19 protein-coding genes and 1 pseudogene are annotated in these 15,906 nt (G+C 67.3%); 11 read left to right on the top strand and 9 right to left on the bottom strand.

All coding sequences use genetic code 11. The annotated features are described in order from the left end of the window. Nucleotides 1-6: 6 nt before the first annotated feature. From argH to BOO69_RS13865, 6 genes are read left to right on the top strand one after another with little or no spacing between them, the layout of a single operon-like run. The gene (argH, locus tag BOO69_RS13885) at nucleotides 7-1,398 is read left to right on the top strand and encodes an argininosuccinate lyase (RefSeq protein WP_071972707.1); all 1,392 of its coding nucleotides are present in this window, start codon (nucleotides 7-9) and stop codon (nucleotides 1,396-1,398) included. Next, nucleotides 1,395-1,574 carry a hypothetical protein gene (locus BOO69_RS13880; RefSeq protein WP_071972706.1) on the top strand — a complete coding sequence of 60 codons (180 nt, stop codon included), beginning with the start codon at nucleotides 1,395-1,397 and terminating at the stop codon, nucleotides 1,572-1,574. The genes argH and BOO69_RS13880 overlap by 4 nt, the downstream gene beginning before the upstream one ends. After that, on the top strand, nucleotides 1,571-1,741 hold the full coding sequence (locus tag BOO69_RS23080) for a hypothetical protein (protein ID WP_156874933.1): 171 nt from the start codon (nucleotides 1,571-1,573) through the stop codon (nucleotides 1,739-1,741). The genes BOO69_RS13880 and BOO69_RS23080 overlap by 4 nt, the downstream gene beginning before the upstream one ends. Before the next feature lies 1 nt (nucleotide 1,742). Continuing rightward, the gene (locus tag BOO69_RS13875) at nucleotides 1,743-2,060 is read left to right on the top strand and encodes a DUF2834 domain-containing protein (RefSeq protein WP_071972705.1); all 318 of its coding nucleotides are present in this window, start codon (nucleotides 1,743-1,745) and stop codon (nucleotides 2,058-2,060) included. A 32-nt stretch (nucleotides 2,061-2,092) separates the two neighbouring features. Next, on the top strand, nucleotides 2,093-3,358 hold the full coding sequence (gene lysA, locus BOO69_RS13870) for a diaminopimelate decarboxylase (RefSeq protein ID WP_071972704.1): 1,266 nt from the start codon (nucleotides 2,093-2,095) through the stop codon (nucleotides 3,356-3,358). Between the two features lie 36 nt (nucleotides 3,359-3,394). Continuing rightward, a complete protein-coding gene (locus BOO69_RS13865) occupies nucleotides 3,395-6,010 on the top strand; it encodes a TIGR02302 family protein (RefSeq protein WP_071972703.1) in 2,616 nt (871 codons plus the stop codon). Nucleotides 6,011-6,064: 54 nt separating this feature from the next. Here the strand turns inward: BOO69_RS13865 and BOO69_RS13860 are convergent, their stop codons facing one another. Both BOO69_RS13860 and BOO69_RS23645 read right to left on the bottom strand, forming a co-directional pair. Next, nucleotides 6,065-6,784: a hypothetical protein gene (locus BOO69_RS13860; protein WP_335743944.1), complete on the bottom strand. Its 720-nt coding sequence runs from the start codon at nucleotides 6,782-6,784 to the stop codon at nucleotides 6,065-6,067. A 44-nt stretch (nucleotides 6,785-6,828) separates the two neighbouring features. Next, nucleotides 6,829-6,885: pseudogene (locus tag BOO69_RS23645) on the bottom strand (MJ0042-type zinc finger domain-containing protein); the annotation flags it as partial. Nucleotides 6,886-7,058: 173 nt separating this feature from the next. Between BOO69_RS23645 and BOO69_RS13855 the strand changes: the two are divergent. Genes BOO69_RS13855 through BOO69_RS13840 form a run of 4 tightly spaced genes read left to right on the top strand, consistent with a single transcriptional unit; the run spans nucleotide 7,059 to nucleotide 9,955 of the window. Next, nucleotides 7,059-7,736: a cell division ATP-binding protein FtsE gene (locus tag BOO69_RS13855; protein ID WP_071972702.1), complete on the top strand. Its 678-nt coding sequence runs from the start codon at nucleotides 7,059-7,061 to the stop codon at nucleotides 7,734-7,736. Beyond that, nucleotides 7,733-8,638: a cell division protein FtsX gene (locus BOO69_RS13850; RefSeq protein WP_071972701.1), complete on the top strand. Its 906-nt coding sequence runs from the start codon at nucleotides 7,733-7,735 to the stop codon at nucleotides 8,636-8,638. The genes BOO69_RS13855 and BOO69_RS13850 overlap by 4 nt, the downstream gene beginning before the upstream one ends. Continuing rightward, nucleotides 8,638-9,363 carry a lysophospholipid acyltransferase family protein gene (locus BOO69_RS13845; RefSeq protein WP_071972700.1) on the top strand — a complete coding sequence of 242 codons (726 nt, stop codon included), beginning with the start codon at nucleotides 8,638-8,640 and terminating at the stop codon, nucleotides 9,361-9,363. The genes BOO69_RS13850 and BOO69_RS13845 overlap by 1 nt, the downstream gene beginning before the upstream one ends. Next, a complete protein-coding gene (locus BOO69_RS13840; RefSeq protein WP_071972699.1) occupies nucleotides 9,350-9,955 on the top strand; it encodes a pyridoxamine 5'-phosphate oxidase family protein in 606 nt (201 codons plus the stop codon). The genes BOO69_RS13845 and BOO69_RS13840 overlap by 14 nt, the downstream gene beginning before the upstream one ends. A 47-nt stretch (nucleotides 9,956-10,002) precedes the next feature. Here BOO69_RS13840 and BOO69_RS13835 read toward each other — a convergent pair whose 3' ends face one another. Continuing rightward, entirely contained in the window at nucleotides 10,003-10,521 is a 519-nt protein-coding gene (locus BOO69_RS13835) for a DUF421 domain-containing protein (RefSeq protein WP_071972698.1), read from the bottom strand. A gap of 11 nt (nucleotides 10,522-10,532) precedes the next feature. After that, a complete protein-coding gene (locus tag BOO69_RS13830) occupies nucleotides 10,533-11,177 on the bottom strand; it encodes a DUF998 domain-containing protein (protein ID WP_071972697.1) in 645 nt (214 codons plus the stop codon). A 236-nt stretch (nucleotides 11,178-11,413) separates the two neighbouring features. Between BOO69_RS13830 and BOO69_RS13825 the strand changes: the two genes are divergently transcribed. After that, nucleotides 11,414-11,632, top strand: coding sequence for a DUF4287 domain-containing protein (locus tag BOO69_RS13825; RefSeq protein WP_335743924.1), 219 nt, complete (start codon nucleotides 11,414-11,416; stop codon nucleotides 11,630-11,632). A 94-nt stretch (nucleotides 11,633-11,726) separates the two neighbouring features. Here the strand turns inward: BOO69_RS13825 and lpdA are convergent, their stop codons facing one another. From lpdA to odhB, 5 genes are all read right to left on the bottom strand, one after another. Continuing rightward, on the bottom strand, nucleotides 11,727-13,115 hold the full coding sequence (lpdA, locus tag BOO69_RS13820; protein ID WP_071972695.1) for a dihydrolipoyl dehydrogenase: 1,389 nt from the start codon (nucleotides 13,113-13,115) through the stop codon (nucleotides 11,727-11,729). Nucleotides 13,116-13,220: 105 nt separating this feature from the next. Beyond that, nucleotides 13,221-13,616 (bottom strand): MAPEG family protein, encoded by a 396-nt coding sequence (locus BOO69_RS13815; RefSeq protein ID WP_071972694.1) that lies wholly within the window; start codon nucleotides 13,614-13,616, stop codon nucleotides 13,221-13,223. Beyond that, entirely contained in the window at nucleotides 13,613-13,876 is a 264-nt protein-coding gene (locus BOO69_RS13810; RefSeq protein ID WP_071972693.1) for a hypothetical protein, read from the bottom strand. The genes BOO69_RS13815 and BOO69_RS13810 overlap by 4 nt, the downstream gene beginning before the upstream one ends. A gap of 12 nt (nucleotides 13,877-13,888) precedes the next feature. Beyond that, nucleotides 13,889-14,272, bottom strand: a complete 384-nt coding sequence (locus BOO69_RS13805; RefSeq protein ID WP_071972692.1) for an MAPEG family protein — start codon at nucleotides 14,270-14,272, stop codon at nucleotides 13,889-13,891. A 56-nt stretch (nucleotides 14,273-14,328) separates the two neighbouring features. Further along, nucleotides 14,329-15,906, bottom strand: a complete 1,578-nt coding sequence (odhB, locus tag BOO69_RS13800) for a 2-oxoglutarate dehydrogenase complex dihydrolipoyllysine-residue succinyltransferase (RefSeq protein ID WP_071972691.1) — start codon at nucleotides 15,904-15,906, stop codon at nucleotides 14,329-14,331.

Raw genomic sequence — 15,906 nt, 5'->3', positions numbered from 1 at the left:
TTTGACATGACCGACACGACCTCAAACAAGATGTGGGGTGGCCGTTTTGCCGCCGGTCCCGACGCGATCATGGAGGCAATTAACGCCTCGATCTCGTTTGACAAGCGGATGGCCGCACAGGACATCGCGGGGTCGCGCGCCCATGCCGCCATGCTGGCCGCCACGGGCATCATCAGTGATAACGACGCGCAGGCGATCCGGGAAGGCTTGCTCACGATCTTGTCAGAGATCGAGGAAGGGCGTTTCGAATTCTCCGCCGCGCTGGAGGATATCCACATGAACGTCGAGGCGCGGCTCAAGGAGGTGATCGGGGAACCCGCGGGCCGCCTGCACACCGGGCGCAGCCGCAACGACCAGGTCGCAACGGATTTCAAGCTCTGGACCCGCGACCAGCTCGATGCCTTCGACGCGGGGCTGGTGGCGCTGATCCACGCGCTGCTGGGGCAGGCGGAGGCGGGGGCCGACTGGGTCATGCCCGGTTTCACCCACCTGCAGACCGCCCAGCCGGTCACCTGGGGTCATCACATGATGGCCTATGTCGAGATGTTCGGCCGCGACCTGAGCCGCGTGCGCGACGCGCGGGCGCGGATGAACGAAAGCCCGCTGGGGGCTGCGGCGCTGGCCGGCACGTCCTTTCCGATCGACCGCGAGATGACGGCGCAGGCGCTGGGTTTCGACCGGCCCGCCGCCAACAGCCTCGACGCGGTCAGCGACCGCGACTTCGCGCTCGAGTTCCTCTCCTGCGCGAGCATCTGTGCCATGCACCTCAGCCGCTTTGCCGAAGAACTGGTGATCTGGTCCTCGGCGCAGTTCCGCTTCGTCGCGCTCAGCGACCGGTTTTCCACCGGGTCGTCGATCATGCCGCAGAAGAAGAACCCCGACGCGGCCGAACTGATCCGCGCCAAGGTGGGGCGGATCTTCGGCGCCAATACCGCGCTGATGATGGTGATGAAGGGGCTGCCGCTGGCCTATTCCAAGGACATGCAGGAGGACAAAGAACAGGTCTTTGACGCCGCCGACAACCTGATGCTGGCGCTGGCCGCGATGGAGGGCATGGTGCGCGACATGACCGCGCAGCGCGACAACCTGTCCGCGGCGGCGGGCAGCGGGTTTTCCACCGCGACCGATCTTGCCGACTGGCTGGTGCGGGTGCTGGGCCTGCCGTTCCGTGACGCGCATCACGTGACCGGCACGCTGGTGGGCATTGCGGAAAAGGCAGGCTGTGATCTGCCCGACCTCACGCTGGCGCAGATGCAGGCCGTTCACCCCGGCATCACGCAGGGCGTGTTCGACGTTCTGGGCGTGGAAAATTCCGTCAATTCGCGTATGTCTTACGGCGGGACGGCACCGGCGCAGGTGCGCGACCAGATCGACCGCTGGAAGGAGAAACTGGCATGAGGATCATTCTGGCCCTGCTGGGGGCCGTGACACTGGTAGCCTGCGGCGCGGACGGAGAGCCCGTCCAGCCCACGATGAATTCGACCGTCACGTTGTCGACCAGCGGCATGTACGGCGGCACCAGCGTCGGCATCCGCAAGGGGTCTTTCGCCGCCTCGCTCGGGCTGGGGCTGTGAGGGCCGCCGCGCTGATCTGCGTTCTCGTGGGGCTTGGGGCCTGTGGCCCGGTCGACCCGCAGGAAGACCCGGCATGGCGCGGCGACACGCGCCAGCAGCCCACCACGCTGACCCCCGGCGTCAGCATCTCGGGCTATGCGAACATCGGCGTGCGAAAGAGTTTCTGACATGACGGCCTTGCGGATCACCTACCTCGCGCTCGCCATCTGGGGCGCGGTCCACCCGATGTACTATTTCGTCACGTGGTTCCGGGCGAATGGCTGGGACCTGATGGCGATGGTGGATGCCTGGCACGCCAACGCGGCATCCAGCGGTCTCGTGTGGGATCTGACCATCGCCGCGGTCACGCTCACCGTCTGGATCCTCGCCGAGGTCGCGGTGCGGCGCAACTGGCTCGGCCTGCTCGCGATCCCGGCCACCTTCTGCATCGGCGTGTCCTGCGGGCTGCCGCTCTACCTGTTCCTGAGGACGGCGCCCGTCCGCTAGGGCGCGTCCGGCAATTTGGGGTTCGGATACCTATGGACCATTTTCTCTACCGTGACGGCGCGCTCTACGCCGAGGACGTCGCCGTGGCCGACATCGCGGCGGAGGTGGGCACGCCGTTCTACGTCTACTCCACCGCGACGCTGCTGCGCCATTTCCACCTGTTCGACGAGGCGCTGGAGGGCATGGACCACCTCGTCTGCTACGCGATGAAGGCCAATTCGAACCAGGCGGTGCTGCGCACGCTGGCGCAGGCGGGGGCGGGCATGGATGTCGTCTCCGGCGGCGAGTACCGCAGGGCCAGGGCGGCGGGGGTGCCGGGGGACCGCATCGTGTTCTCCGGCGTCGGCAAGACCGAAGAGGAAATCCGCACCGCGCTGCAAGGCGGCATCCGGCAATTCAACGTGGAATCGGAGCCCGAGCTGGCAGTGCTGAACGCCAGCGCGCGGGCCCTAGGCGTGACGGCGCCGATCACGATCCGGGTCAACCCGGACGTGGATGCCAAGACCCACGCCAAGATCGCCACCGGCAAGTCCGAGAACAAGTTCGGGATTCCGATCGCCCGCGCCCGCGAGGTCTATCGCATGGCCGCCGACATGCCGGGGCTCGAGATCGTGGGCATCGACGTGCACATCGGCTCGCAGCTGACCGACCTCGCGCCGTTCGAGGCGGCCTATCGCAAGGTGGCGGAACTGACCGAAACCCTGCGCGCCGACGGCCACGACATCCGCCGGCTGGACCTCGGCGGGGGGCTTGGCATCCCGTACGAACGGACCAATGCCGATCCGCCCCTGCCGTCGGACTACGGCGCGCTGATCAAGCGGACCCTTGGGCATCTCGGTTGCGAGATCGAGATCGAACCGGGGCGGCTGATCGCCGGCAACGCGGGCCTGATGGTCAGCGCGGTGATCTACGTCAAGTCGGGCGAAGGGCGCGATTTCCTCATTCTGGACGGGGCGATGAACGATCTGATCCGGCCCGCGATGTACGATGCCTACCACGACATCGTGCCGGTGACGGAGCCCGCGGCGGGCATCGACCGCGCCCCGATCGACATCGTGGGACCGGTCTGCGAATCCGGTGACACCTTTGCCAAGCAGCGCATGATGCCGCCGCTGGCCGCCGGTGACCTTGTCGCCTTCCGTTCGGCGGGCGCATATGGCGCGGTAATGAGCAGCGAGTACAATTCGCGACCCCTTATCCCGGAAATTCTGGTCAAGGGGGATCAATTCGCGGTTATCCGCCGACGCCCGACCTTTGACGAACTGATAAATCGCGATACCATCCCCGAATGGTTGTGAGGTGATCCGCCTCCGGCCGGGCCGGAGGCAGATCTTATGAGCACATCCCCAGAAGCCGACCGCAAAGACGCGCTGTCCGCGCTGCGCTGGCCGTTGCGGCTGACATGGGCGGGGATGCTGGCCGAGGGGCTGGTCCAGGCTCTCTGGCCGCTGATGACGGTCACCTTGCTGGTGCTGGCCGCCCTGATGATGGGCCTTCAGGACATGGTGAGCGTCGAAGTCGTCTGGGGCGTTGCCGTGGCGGCGGGTCTCGCGTGGCTGGTTGCCCTCGGCTACGCGCTGCGCCGGTTCCGGCTGCCCCCCCGGGGCCCGGCGATGGCGCGGCTCGACCGCAGCTTGCCGGGGCGACCGATACAGGCGCTGCTGGACGATGCGGTGATCGGCCAGAACGACGTGGCGTCCATGGCCGTCTGGCAGGCGCACAAGGCGCGCATGGCCGAACGCGCGGCGTCGGCCCGCCCGGTTCCCGCCGACCTGCGCGTGGCCCGGCGCGATCCCTATGCCCTGCGGTTCGTGGCCGTGCTGGCCTTCGGGATGGCGCTGCTGTTCGGATCGGTGCTGCGGGTCGCGTCCGTCGCCGACATGGCGCCGGGCGGCGGCGCGCTGGCGCAGGGCCCGGTCTGGGAAGGCTGGGCGGAACCGCCGCGCTATACCGGCAAGCCGACGCTCTACCTCAACGATCTTGACGGTGGCCCCCTGAGCCTTCCTGCCGGCACTTTGATCACCCTACGGTTCTACGGCGACGTCGGCGCGCTGACGCTGGCCGAAACGGTGTCGGGCCGCACCGCGGACGTGCCCGCGGCATCGGACCCGGCGCAGGATTTCGCGGTGGTTCAGGACGGCGACATCGCCATTGACGGGCCGGGGGGGCGTGCGTGGAACGTCACCATGCTGCCCGATACCGCGCCCGAGGTGGAGCGGCTGGGCGATCCAGAGGTGTCGGCGCTGGGCGAGATGCGCCTGCCGTTCGCCGCGCGGGACGACTACGGCGTCGAGGCGGGCGAGGCGCGCATCACGCTGGACCTCGCCTCGGTCGACCGGCGCTATGGCCTGAAGGTGGACCCCGACCCGAGGCCCGAAGTCGTGGTGCCGCTGCCGACCCCGATCTCGGGCGACAGGGCCGACTTCGAGGAAAACCTGATCGAGGATTTCTCCAAGCATCCCTGGGCCAACCTGCCCATCGAGATCAGCCTCAGCGTGCTCGATTCCGCCGAACAGATCGGCCAGACCGCCCCCAGCCAGATGATCCTGCCCGGCCGCCGGTTTTTCGATCCCGCCGCCGCGGCGGTGATCGAGATGCGGCGCGATCTGCTGTGGTCAAAGGCGAATGCGCCGCGCATGGCGCAGGTGCTGCGGGCGGTGGCGTACCGGCCCGACGAGATCTTCCGCTCCGAAGTGACGGCGTTGCGGCTGCGCGACGTGATCGACCGGCTTGAAATCCACGCCCGCTACGGCCTGAGCGACGACGTGCAGGAGGACCTGGCGGAGGACATGTGGAATCTGGCGATCGAGCTGGAGGAAGGGGTGCTGGCCGACGCGCTGGAGCGGATGCGCCGCGCGCAGGACCGGCTGAACGAGGCGATCAAGAACGGCGCCAGCAAAGAAGAAATCGCGGAACTGATGGACGAGTTGCGGCGCGCGACCGAGGAATACCTGCAGCAGTTGCAGCGCCAGCAGGCCCAGCAGAACGAACAGAACGGCGACCAGCAGCAACAGGGCCAGCAGGGCGAGACCATGCAGATGACGCAGGACGACCTGCAGCGCATGATGGACCGCATTCAGGAACTGATGGAGCAGGGGCGCATGGCCGAGGCCGAGGAGGCGCTGCGCCAGCTTCAGGAGATGATGGAGAACATGCGCGTGACCGAAGGCCAGCAGGGTCAGGGCGGTCAATCTCCGGGAGAGCAGGCGATGGAAGGCCTGTCGGAGACCTTGCGCGAACAGCAGGGCCTGAGCGATCAGGCCTTCCGCGATCTGCAGGAGCAGTTCAATCCGGGCGCACAGGCGGGCGAGAGCCAGGGCAACGAGGGCCGCAATGGCGGTCAGGGCCGGGGCGAAAGCCACGAGGGCCAGAACGGACAGGGCCAAGGTCAGGATCAGCAGCAGCAGGGTCAGAACGGTCAGCCGGGCGATCAGGCCCAGCCGGGGCAGGGCCAGCAGGAAGGTCTGGCGCAACGCCAGCAGGCCCTGCGCGATGAGCTGCGCCGCCAGCAGCAGAACCTGCCGGGGCAGGGCACGCCCGAGGGCCGCGCCGCCCGTGACGCGTTGGACCGGGCCGGCGAGGCGATGGACAACGCCGAGGACGCGCTGCGCAACAATGACCTGGCCGAGGCGATCGACAACCAGTCGCAGGCGATGGAGGCCCTGCGCGAGGGGATGCGGTCGCTGGGCGAGGCGATGGCCCAGCAGGAGCGCCAGCAGCAACCCGGTCAGGGCAACACCGAACAGGGCGGCCGCGCCAACCGCGACCCGCTGGGCCGCGAGGGGGAAAGTGCCGAAGGGGGCCTGTCGGAAGGCGGCCGCATCGGCGAGGGTCCGGATGCCCGCGACGAGGCCCGCCGCCTGCTGGACGAGATCCGCCGCCGGTCGGGCGAGACCGAGCGGCCCGAGGCGGAGCGGGATTATCTCAACCGCCTGCTGGACCGCTTCTGAGCGTCCCGGCCGGCGGCACGCCTGTGTCGATTAAGATTGAAGGTCCGGCTGCGCTCAAGCGGAGGATTGATCCGCCAGCGTATCCAGCCAGATCAGGAGATCCTGTATCTGGCCATCGAGCCAGAGCCGAAGCTGGTCGACCGCACCGACGTAGCTGCTGAGGTACGGATCGACCTGCGGCACCGCGCGGGCGATCTGGGGGGCAAAGACATAGAGACAGGCCAGCAGGGCCGCGAGCACGATCACCAGCATGAAGCCGCGCCCGAACCCGGCGCCACGCGCCGCCACGGGCAGGTCGTCTTCTCTCTGCGCGATCTGCGGACCGCTGCGGTCGTCATCGCTGCGCAGGGTCGAATTGATTTCCTCGATGTCGGGCAGGAGTTCCCGGCGCGAGGTCACGGCGGCGGCGCGCGCCTCCGCCTCGGTCAGCGGTTCGGGTTCGCCGCGCATCCGTGCCATGCGGCGACGCGCCTCGAGGGCGCGACGCTCCCGGTCGTCCTCGGGGGCCACGTCGAGCCCGAGATCGGGCTGGCTTTCGAGCGGCTGAGCCTGCTCCTGCCGGCGCTTGCGCGCCTCGTGCTCGGCTTCTGCTTCCTGCCGCAGGATGTCCGCGACAGCGGGGTCGAGCTGCCGCCGCGCGGGTTCCGGTGCCGGGCGGGACGGCGGTGGCGGGGGGCGGTTTCCTCGTCGGGGGCGGGTGCCTCGGGCGGCGGCACCGCCGCGTCGTCCTCCGCCTCTTCGGTCGGTGCATGATCGGGATGGTGCTGGAACCATGTCTGACCGCAATTGGAACACTGCACATCACGTCCGGCGTCCGGAATGACTTCGTCGGGCACTTCGTACTGTGCATCGCAGTTCGGACAGGTCAGCCGCATTGATGTTCCCGCTGCTCTCGCTGGCCCCTTTTGCGGGCCGTTAACCATTTCGGGCCAGCATAGTGCAAGATTTGCGCAGGAAAAGTGCTATCTCGACGGGAAGTCCGGATGTGGTGCATTGAATCCCCTGCGGTGCTAAGGCACAACAGGTCAACGAAATCCGGGGTACAGGCGTGATCGAGCTGGAAAATGTGGCCTACAGCTACGGCGGGGGCGAATTGCTGTCTGACATCACGCTGAAGCTGGCGCCCGGTTCCTTCCATTTCCTGACCGGGCCCTCCGGCGCGGGCAAGACCACGCTGATGAAGCTGTGCTACGGGGCGCTGATGCCCACTGCGGGGCACGTGCATCTTTTCGGAAACGACGTGCGTGGCATGGGGCGCGACGACATCGCCATGGTGCGGCGCCGGGTGGGCGTGGTGCATCAGGACGTGCAGTTTCTCGACCATCTGGACGTGTTGGAGAACGTCAGGCTGCCGCTGATCGTGTCGGGTCGCAGCGCCGCCGCGGCCAGCGAGGATCTGGCGGAACTGATGTCCTGGGTCGGGCTGACGAACCGGGCGGATGCCCTGCCTCCCGAACTGTCGGGCGGGGAACGCCAGCGTGCCGCGCTCGCCCGCGCGGTCATCATGTCGCCGGACGTGGTGCTGGCGGACGAACCCACCGGCAACATCGACTGGGACATGTCGCAGCGCCTGCTTCGCCTGCTGATCGAGCTGAACAGGATGGGCAAGACCGTGCTGATCGCCACCCACGACCTTGGCCTGATCCGGGCCACCAAGGCGCATGTTCAGGCCCGTGTCCTGCGCATCGCCAACCGGCGGATCCAGCTGGCGGGAGCGGACCTGTGAAGTTGGGCCGTCCGAACCTGCGCGCCCTTGCCTCCGGTGACCGGCAGGCGGACCGCGTGGTCCCGCCCTCTGGCTTTACCGCGCAACTGACCCTTTTTGCCGCGGGGGCGATGGCCTTTCTCGCCGTCTTCGCCCTCGCGCTGTCGCTTGCCGCGGGGCGGCTGGCGGACCGCTGGGGATCGGAACTGGCGCGGACGGCCACCGTGCGCATCGTCGCGCCGCTCGACCAGCGTGCCGCCCAGACCGATGCGGCGCTGCGCATCCTCGAGACCACCAAGGGGGTCGAAACCGCCCGCGCGCTCACGGATGCCGAGCAGCAGGCGCTGCTGGCGCCGTGGTTCGGCCCGGACCTCGCGCTCGATGCGCTGCCGGTGCCGCGCCTGATCGAGGTGATCGAGGACAGCGGCGGCATGGATGCCGCCGGCCTGCGGCTGCGGCTCGCCGCCGAGGTGCCGGGCGCCGTTCTGGACGACCACGGACGCTGGCGCGAACCGCTGGTGCGCGCGGCCACGCGGCTGCGGCTGATCGGCTGGGTCTCCATCGGGCTCATCGCCGCCGCCGTCGCCGCCATGATCACGCTGGCCGCCCAGGCGGCGCTGGCCGCCAATGCGCAGGTCATCGCGGTGCTGCGCCTCGTGGGGGCCACCGACGACTACATCGCGCAGGCCTTTGTCCGCCGGTTCACGCTGCGCGCCCTGTCAGGCGCGGCGGTCGGGACCGTGGTGGGGCTGGTCGCCGTCCTGCTGTTGCCCGCCGCCTCGGAAACCGGCGGTTTCCTGACCGGGCTGGGCTTTCGGGGACTGCACTGGCTGCTGCCTTTCCTGATCCCGCCGCTGGCCGGCGCCGTGGCCTTCGTGGCGACCCGGGCGGCGGCGCGGCGCACCCTGGGGGGATTGTCCTGATGCTGCAATGGATCCGCTCACTCGTCTACATCGTCCAGGTCACGGTCGCGATGCCCGTGATCGGTCTGGCCTTTGCCCCTTGGGCGATGTTTTCCAAGCGGGGCGCCTATACCGCCTGCAAGACCTACGCCGCGTGGTGCATGTGGTCGGCGCGTTGGCTGATCGGCCTGCGCTGCGAGGTCCGGGGCGAGGTGCCCACCGACGAGGTGCTGATCGCGGCCAAGCACCAGTCGTTCCTCGACATCATCATGATCTTCCACGCGCTGCCGCGCGCCAAGTTCATCATGAAGCGCGAGATCCTCTGGACCCCGGTGATCGGCCAGTACACCAAGCGCATGCAGATGATCGCCGTGGACAGGGGCAAGCGGGGCAAGGCCATCGCCAAGATGCTGGCGGACGTGGAGGCGGGCAAGATCGAGCCCGGCCAGATCGTGATCTATTCGCAAGGTACCCGCGTGCCCCCCGGCAAACGCATCCCTTACAAGGTGGGCAGCGCCGCGCTTTACGAGCAGTTGCAGCAGACCTGTGTGCCGGCGGCGACCAACGCGGGCTATTTCTGGCCGCGCCGGGGGCTGTACCGCCGTCCCGGCGTCGCGGTGGTCGAATTCCTCGACCCGATCCCGCCGGGGCTGAGCCGGGCCGAATTCATGCAACGGCTGGAAGAGGTCGTGGAGCGCCGCTCGGACGCGCTCCTGCAGGAGGCGGGCTGGCATGCGCAGGATTGACGACATCGCCGCGCTCGAGGCGCTGTACGGCACGCCCGGCGCGCCCGCGCTGCGCAAGGTGGCCGACCGGCTGACGCCGCTCTACCGCGACTGGATCATGGCGTCGAAGCTGTGCATCCTGTCCACCGTCGGCCCCGACGGCACCGACGGCAGCCCGCGCGGCGACGAGGGCCCGGTCGTGCTGGAACTGGACCAGCGGACGCTGGCCCTGCCGGACTGGCGCGGCAACAACCGGCTGGATTCGCTGCGCAACATCGTGGTGGATGGCCGCGTGTCGCTGATGTTTCTCGTGCCGGGGTCGAACAACGTGGTGCGGGTGAACGGCACCGCCATCCTGACCGACGACGCCGACCTGCGCGCGCGCTTCGCCAAGGGGGGCCGCCAGCCCGCCACGGTGATCGTGGTGACGATCGCCGAAGTCTACATCCAGTGCGCCCGCGCCCTGATGCGTGCGGGCACATGGGCGGGTGCCGACGACAGCGCCGGGCTTCCCAGCGCGGGCGATATCCTGGCGGAAATGACAAGCGGAGCCGAGGGCGGCGCGCCCTACGACGACGCTTGGGGCCCACGGGCCGCCAAGACGATGTGGTAAGGTCTGCGCCCTGATGGGATGCGCCCGGATCGCACCATGCCGGATCGTCAGGCGCCGGATTTTACCCCTTCAAGAAGAACCTCGTCGAGTTCCTTACCGTGCAGCACCGATATGTCACCGGTGGATTCGAGCACGACGGCGCGAACTTCGCCGAGGTGCAGCACATTTGCCTCGCGCAGTTTGCCGATGACGTCACTGCGGGTCGTGCGCGTGCGGGTGAGCGCGTCTTCCAGAAACTGACCGTCCCGCATCAACAAGGCCGGCCTGTTGCCGATTACGCCCTCGAAGTCGTTTCGGCGGGACCGCAGACGAGACACCGCGTACTGGATCCCGAGCAGGGCGGCGATGGCGATCAGCGCCTGCGACAACCCGCTCCAGTCCGTGGCCTGCACCGATCCTGCGAGAAGCGACCCGATGGCAACCGTGGTCACGAAATCGAAGGATGTCATCTTGGAGAAGGCGCGCAAGCCGATCACGCGCACGCAGATCACGACCCATGCAAGGCCGATGAGGGCAAGGACGGTGCCGCGCAGAAGGACGTCGAGAGCGGTAATATCGGTGAACATGCGTGTGCTTTCTAGTGCTTGGCGCGTTGGTAGAAAAGATGTGCGAGCGACAGGATCAGAACGAAGGACACCCCACCGAGGTAGCGTTCGTAAATGCCGTCGATCCCCGTCGGCAATAGAAAGAAGACGGGCGCCGAGAGAACCCAGACGATACCGATACCTATCAATATCCTGCGGTAACGGGGGCTGGCCCGTGCCGCGCCGCGCGCCAGCGCGAAACAGGCGACGGTCATCGTGACACCCAGGCCATAGACCAGGTAGGTGTGGATTACCCAGCCTTCATTGTCGTTGTCGCCGTATTCGTTCCGCGCCCCGATGAGAAACACAAGGAGCCCGAACACCGTGAGCGCGATGATCCCGACGCTCCAGTCCCATGCGCCAAGATGGACATGGGCTGCCGACAGGGCCAGACCGATCAGGGCGGCGGAAAAGGTGTAGAGACCGATATCGACGATGAACTCGTAGCGTCCCGCCCCGAGGTCGCTGATGGTTTCGGCGATCCAGTCATGGTCGGGAACCACGAAATCCGCGACTAGGATGGAGCATGCCAGCGTGGCGCAGCCAAAGACGGCAAGCAGGCTGAGGAAAATGAGAAGGAGCGGCTGCTCGGCGACCTCGGCGCGCATCTGACGATCGGTTTCGGCGGTCGGGGGCATCCGGGGGCTTCCTGCTCTGGGTATGGACAACACATAGCCCGGGATTGGAAATTGGAAATGTCCGGCTCGGCCATGTGCGGGACCATCAGGCGGCGCATGGTATCCCCGCAGGCCAGCGCGGCTTGGAGGTAGGTGGCAAGATCCGGGGCTGCACCGGCCGCCTGCCTTTTCCGCATGATGCCGTTGGAGATGCGATCCGGCTTGCGCTAGGCTTGGGTCAGGCCGCGCAGCAACGAATGAGACGGATCATGCCGGACAGCGTCAAGGGCCCCGCTTCGTACTTCCCCTCGATCGAGAAGACCTACGGGCAACCGGTCCAGTATTGGCTCGATCTCATCGCGTCGCGACCCGAGGAGAAGCACATGCAGACCGTTGCTTGGCTCAAGTCGGAGCATGGTTTGGGCCACGGTCATGCGAACGCGCTCGTCGCCCATCAACGGGCCGTGAAGCGCTAGCGACGGCGACCGGGCCCTCGGGCCCTGCCTGCCGTCCCCCTGCGTGGACCGGACCACGCCCCCTCTTGTACCGCGTACCGGACGGCAGCGCGGCCTACATGTGGATCGGGCCATCCCCGCAGGCCAGCGCCGCTTCGCGGACCGCTTCGGAATAGGTGGGATGCGCGTGGCAGGTCATGGCCAGATCCTGCGCCGAGGCGCCGAATTCCATCGCCACGCAGATCTCGTGGATCAGGTCGCCCGCGGACGGGCCGATGATATGCGCGCCGAGGATACGGTCGGTTTCCTTGTCGGCAATGATCTTGACGAAACCGTCGCCCGAGAAGTTGGCCTTGGCCCGTGCGTTGCCCATGAAGGAGAACTTGCCGACCTTGTAGGCGCGGCCCGCTTCCTTGAGCGTCGCCTCGGTTTCGCCCACCGACGCGACCTCGGGGTGGGTGTAGATCACGCCGGGGATCACGCCGTAGTTGACGTGGCCATGCTTGCCCGCGATCACCTCGGCGACGGCCATGCCTTCGTCTTCGGCCTTGTGGGCCAGCATCGGGCCTTCGATCACGTCGCCGATGGCATAGATGCCCTTGACGTCGGTTTCCCATTCCTTGGTGACGGCGATCTGGCCGCGCTTGGTCAGCCGGATGCCGAGATCGTCCAGCCCCACGCCCTCGTGGTAGGGTTTGCGCCCGGTGGCGACCAGCACGACGTCGGCGTCGATGGCATTCTCGCTGTCATCCTTGCGCAGCTTGTAATGCACCTTGGCCTTCGTCTTGGTGGCTTCCACCTTCTGCACGGCAGCGCCCATGATGAAATCCAGCCCCTGCTTCTTCAGCATCCGCTGGAAGGTCTTCTGCACCTCGGGGTCCATACCCGGCGTGATCGCGTCGAGGAATTCGACCACCGTGACCTCCGAGCCCAGCCGGGAATAGACGCTGCCCAGTTCGAGGCCGATCACGCCCGCGCCGATCACCACCATCTTCTTGGGCACCTTGCCCAGTTCCAGCGCGCCGGTGGAGGTCACGACGACCTTTTCATCCACCTCGACGCCGGGCAGGGATGACGGCTCGGACCCGGTGGCGATGATGATGTTCCTGGCCTCGTGCACCTCGTCGCCGACCTTGACCTTGCCGGCCTCGGGGATGCTGCCCCAGCCCTTGAGCCAGTCGATCTTGTTCTTCTTGAACAGGAATTCGATGCCCTTGGTGTTGGTCTCGATCGTGCTGTCCTTGTAGGTCAGCATCTGTTTCCAGTCGACGGAGGGCGACTTGCCCTTCAGCCCCATCTCGGCGAAGTTGTGTTCGGCCTCGTGCAGCATGTGGGAGGCATGCAGCAACGCCTTGGACGGGATGCAGCCGACGTTGAGACAGGTGCCGCCCAGTGTCTCGCGCCCCTCGACGCAGGCGGTCTTGAGACCCAGTTGCGCGCAGCGGATCGCGGCGACATAGCCGCCGGGGCCGGAGCCGATAACGATGACATCATAGCTGGACATGGGAGTCTCCTTGCCTTGGGTGTTGAGCGTGTCGGAAGCGAGGGTAGGGGGGCCAGCCCCCCGGCGCAAGCGCCGCCCCCCGGTGTATTTGCGCGAACAATGAACTCAGAAGAGCGCTGTCAGCAGCATCAGCAGGGTTGCGAGAAAGCCGACGAACCAGATCAGCGACCGCCAGGGCCGCCAGCCCAGCGCGTAGGCGGGCACGTAGACCAGCCGCGCGCCGAGGTAGACCCAGCCGCAGAGCGCCGTCAGCGCGCTGTTCTGTCCCGACATCTGGATCACGCCCACGGCGATGGCGAACAGGATCAGCCCTTCGAAATGGTTGTCGAAGGCCCGGCCGAGCCGGGCGGTCCGGTCGGACAGCGACTTCGACGGTTCCCGGTCGCGGGCGGACATGGTGTAGCCCGGCCCGAGCTCGCGGTTGGCGGGAACGGCGTAGAGCGCGAACTGGACGTATTGCAGAAGCGCCGCAAGGGTCAGCGCGGTCAGTTCCGGGGTCATCGGGTCTCCAGGAAGTAGGCCGAACTGGAGGTCACGGTGCCGCCGTCGTCGGACGCCAGCGCGTTGGACCGGTCGATCCACTGCTGAGCCTTGTCGCGGTCGTTGACATCGAGCAGGAAGAAGGCGTGGGTGTCGCTGTCGGCGTCCTTCCAGACCTGCAACACGGTCAGGCCCGCGTTGCGCCGTGCCTCGGCGTCATTGTCGAAGGCGGCCTTCCAGTCCGCGAAATCGGTGACGTGCTGGTGAACGATCATCTGCATGGCGGGGCCCTTTCAAAGCGCCTGGAAATAGAGAACGGCCGTGGCGAGGAAGCCCGCCAGCCAGGCCAAGGTGCGCACCGCCGGCACGCCGAGCGCGTAGACCGGCAGGTAGATGATGCGCGCGATCATGAAGACCTGTGCGGCCAGCAGGGTGGTCGGGTTGGTCTGTTCCGTGACCACGAGGATCAGCACGGCCGGCGCGAAGAGCGTCATGGCGACGACGGAATTGTTCAGCGCCCGTTCGATGCGCGCGACCATGCCCGTGGTGCCGCGATTGTCGTCGCGGGCGGACATCAGGTAACCCATGGAAAGCTGGGTCATCGCGCCCAGCACCTGCAGCAGGATGGTGATCATGACCAGAAGGCCATAGGCGATGAGGATGGTAATTTCGGTCATGGCGTCCAGATCCTAGCGTGGGGGCGGCGGCCCGTGGCGGGCCACCGCGGGGGAGTTTACAGGTCCATCAGCAGGCGCCGGGGGTCTTCCAGCGCTTCCTTGACCCGCACGAGGAACGTCACGGCGCCCTTGCCGTCGACGATGCGGTGGTCGTAGCTGAGGGCGAGGTACATCATCGGGCGCACGACGATTTCGCCGTTCACCACCATCGCGCGGTCCTGGATCTTGTGCATGCCCAGGATGCCCGACTGCGGCGGGTTCAGGATGGGCGAGGACATGAGCGAGCCGTAGACGCCGCCGTTTGAGATGGTGAAGGTGCCGCCCTGCATGTCGGCCATCGACAGCTTGCCGTCGCGGGCCTTGGCGCCGAGGCTGTTGATCGTCTTTTCGATCTCGGCAAAGGACATGGCGTCGGCGTTCTTGACCACCGGGACGACAAGGCCGGTCGGCGTGCCCACCGCGATGCCCATGTGGACGTAGTTCTTGTAGACCACGTCGGTCCCGTCGATCTCGGCGTTGACGTCGGGCACCTCGTTCAGCGCGTGGCAGCAGGCCTTGGTGAAGAAGGACATGAAGCCCAGCTTCACCCCGTGCTTCTTCTCGAACAGGGCCTTGTACTCGTCGCGCAGTTCCATGATCGCCGTCATGTCCACCTCGTTGTAGGTGGTGAGCATCGCGGCGGTGTTCTGCGCTTCCTTCAGGCGGCGCGCGATGGTCTGGCGCAGGCGGGTCATCTTGACCCGTTCCTCGCGGGCCGCGTCATCGGCGCTGGAGGGGGCGCGGGGGGCGGATTTGGCTTCCGGCGCCGAGGCGGCGGAACTGCCCGCCGCGATCGCCTTGGCCACGTCTTCCTTCATCACGCGACCGTCGCGCCCGGTGCCCGTGACCGCATCGCGGCTGATGTTGTTCTCGGCCATCGCCTTCTTGGCCGATGGCGCGTCCTCGACATCCTTGCCGCTCTTGCCGTCGGCGGCGGCGGGGGGCGGCGCGCTTTCCTGTGCGGGGGCGGAGGCGGAGGCGCCTTCACCGCCCGAGATCACGGCCAGCTTGCCGTTCGCCTCGACGGTGCTGCCTTCCTCGGCGAGGATCTGGGTCAGGGTGCCGGCGGCGGGCGCGGGCACTTCCACGCTGACCTTGTCGGTTTCCAACTCGCAGAGCATCTCGTCCTGTGCGACGGTGTCGCCCACCTGCTTGAACCATGTGCTGACGGTGGCTTCGGTCACGCTTTCGCCCAGGGTGGGAACCATGACGTCGATGTCGTCGGCGGCGTCGCGGGGCTTCATCTCCTCGGCGCCCGCATCGATGGATTTCGGCGCGTCCTGGGTCCGCTCCGCGCCCGACTCGGCGTCATCGTCCTTGGCGGCTTCCTTGCCCTTGGGTGCGTCCTTGGACCCTTCGTCGCCTTCCGAGATGTTGGCGAGCAGGGCGTCGACGCCCACGGTTTCGCCTTCGTCCGCGACGATCTCGGACAGGGTGCCCGCCACCGGGCTCGGCACTTCGACAGTGACCTTGTCGGTTTCCAGCTCGCAGAGCATTTCGTCCACCGCCACGGTGTCGCCCGGCTTCTTGAACCAGGTCGCGACGGTCGCTTCGGTGACGGATTCGCCCAGGGTGGGCACACGTACTTCGGTCAT

Origin of the sequence: Sulfitobacter alexandrii (assembly GCF_001886735.1) — a bacterium.
Taxonomy (GTDB): Bacteria; Pseudomonadota; Alphaproteobacteria; order Rhodobacterales; family Rhodobacteraceae; genus Sulfitobacter; species Sulfitobacter alexandrii.
Note: the sequence above shows the minus strand (reverse complement) of the source record. Positions and strands in the feature narration are given on the sequence as shown.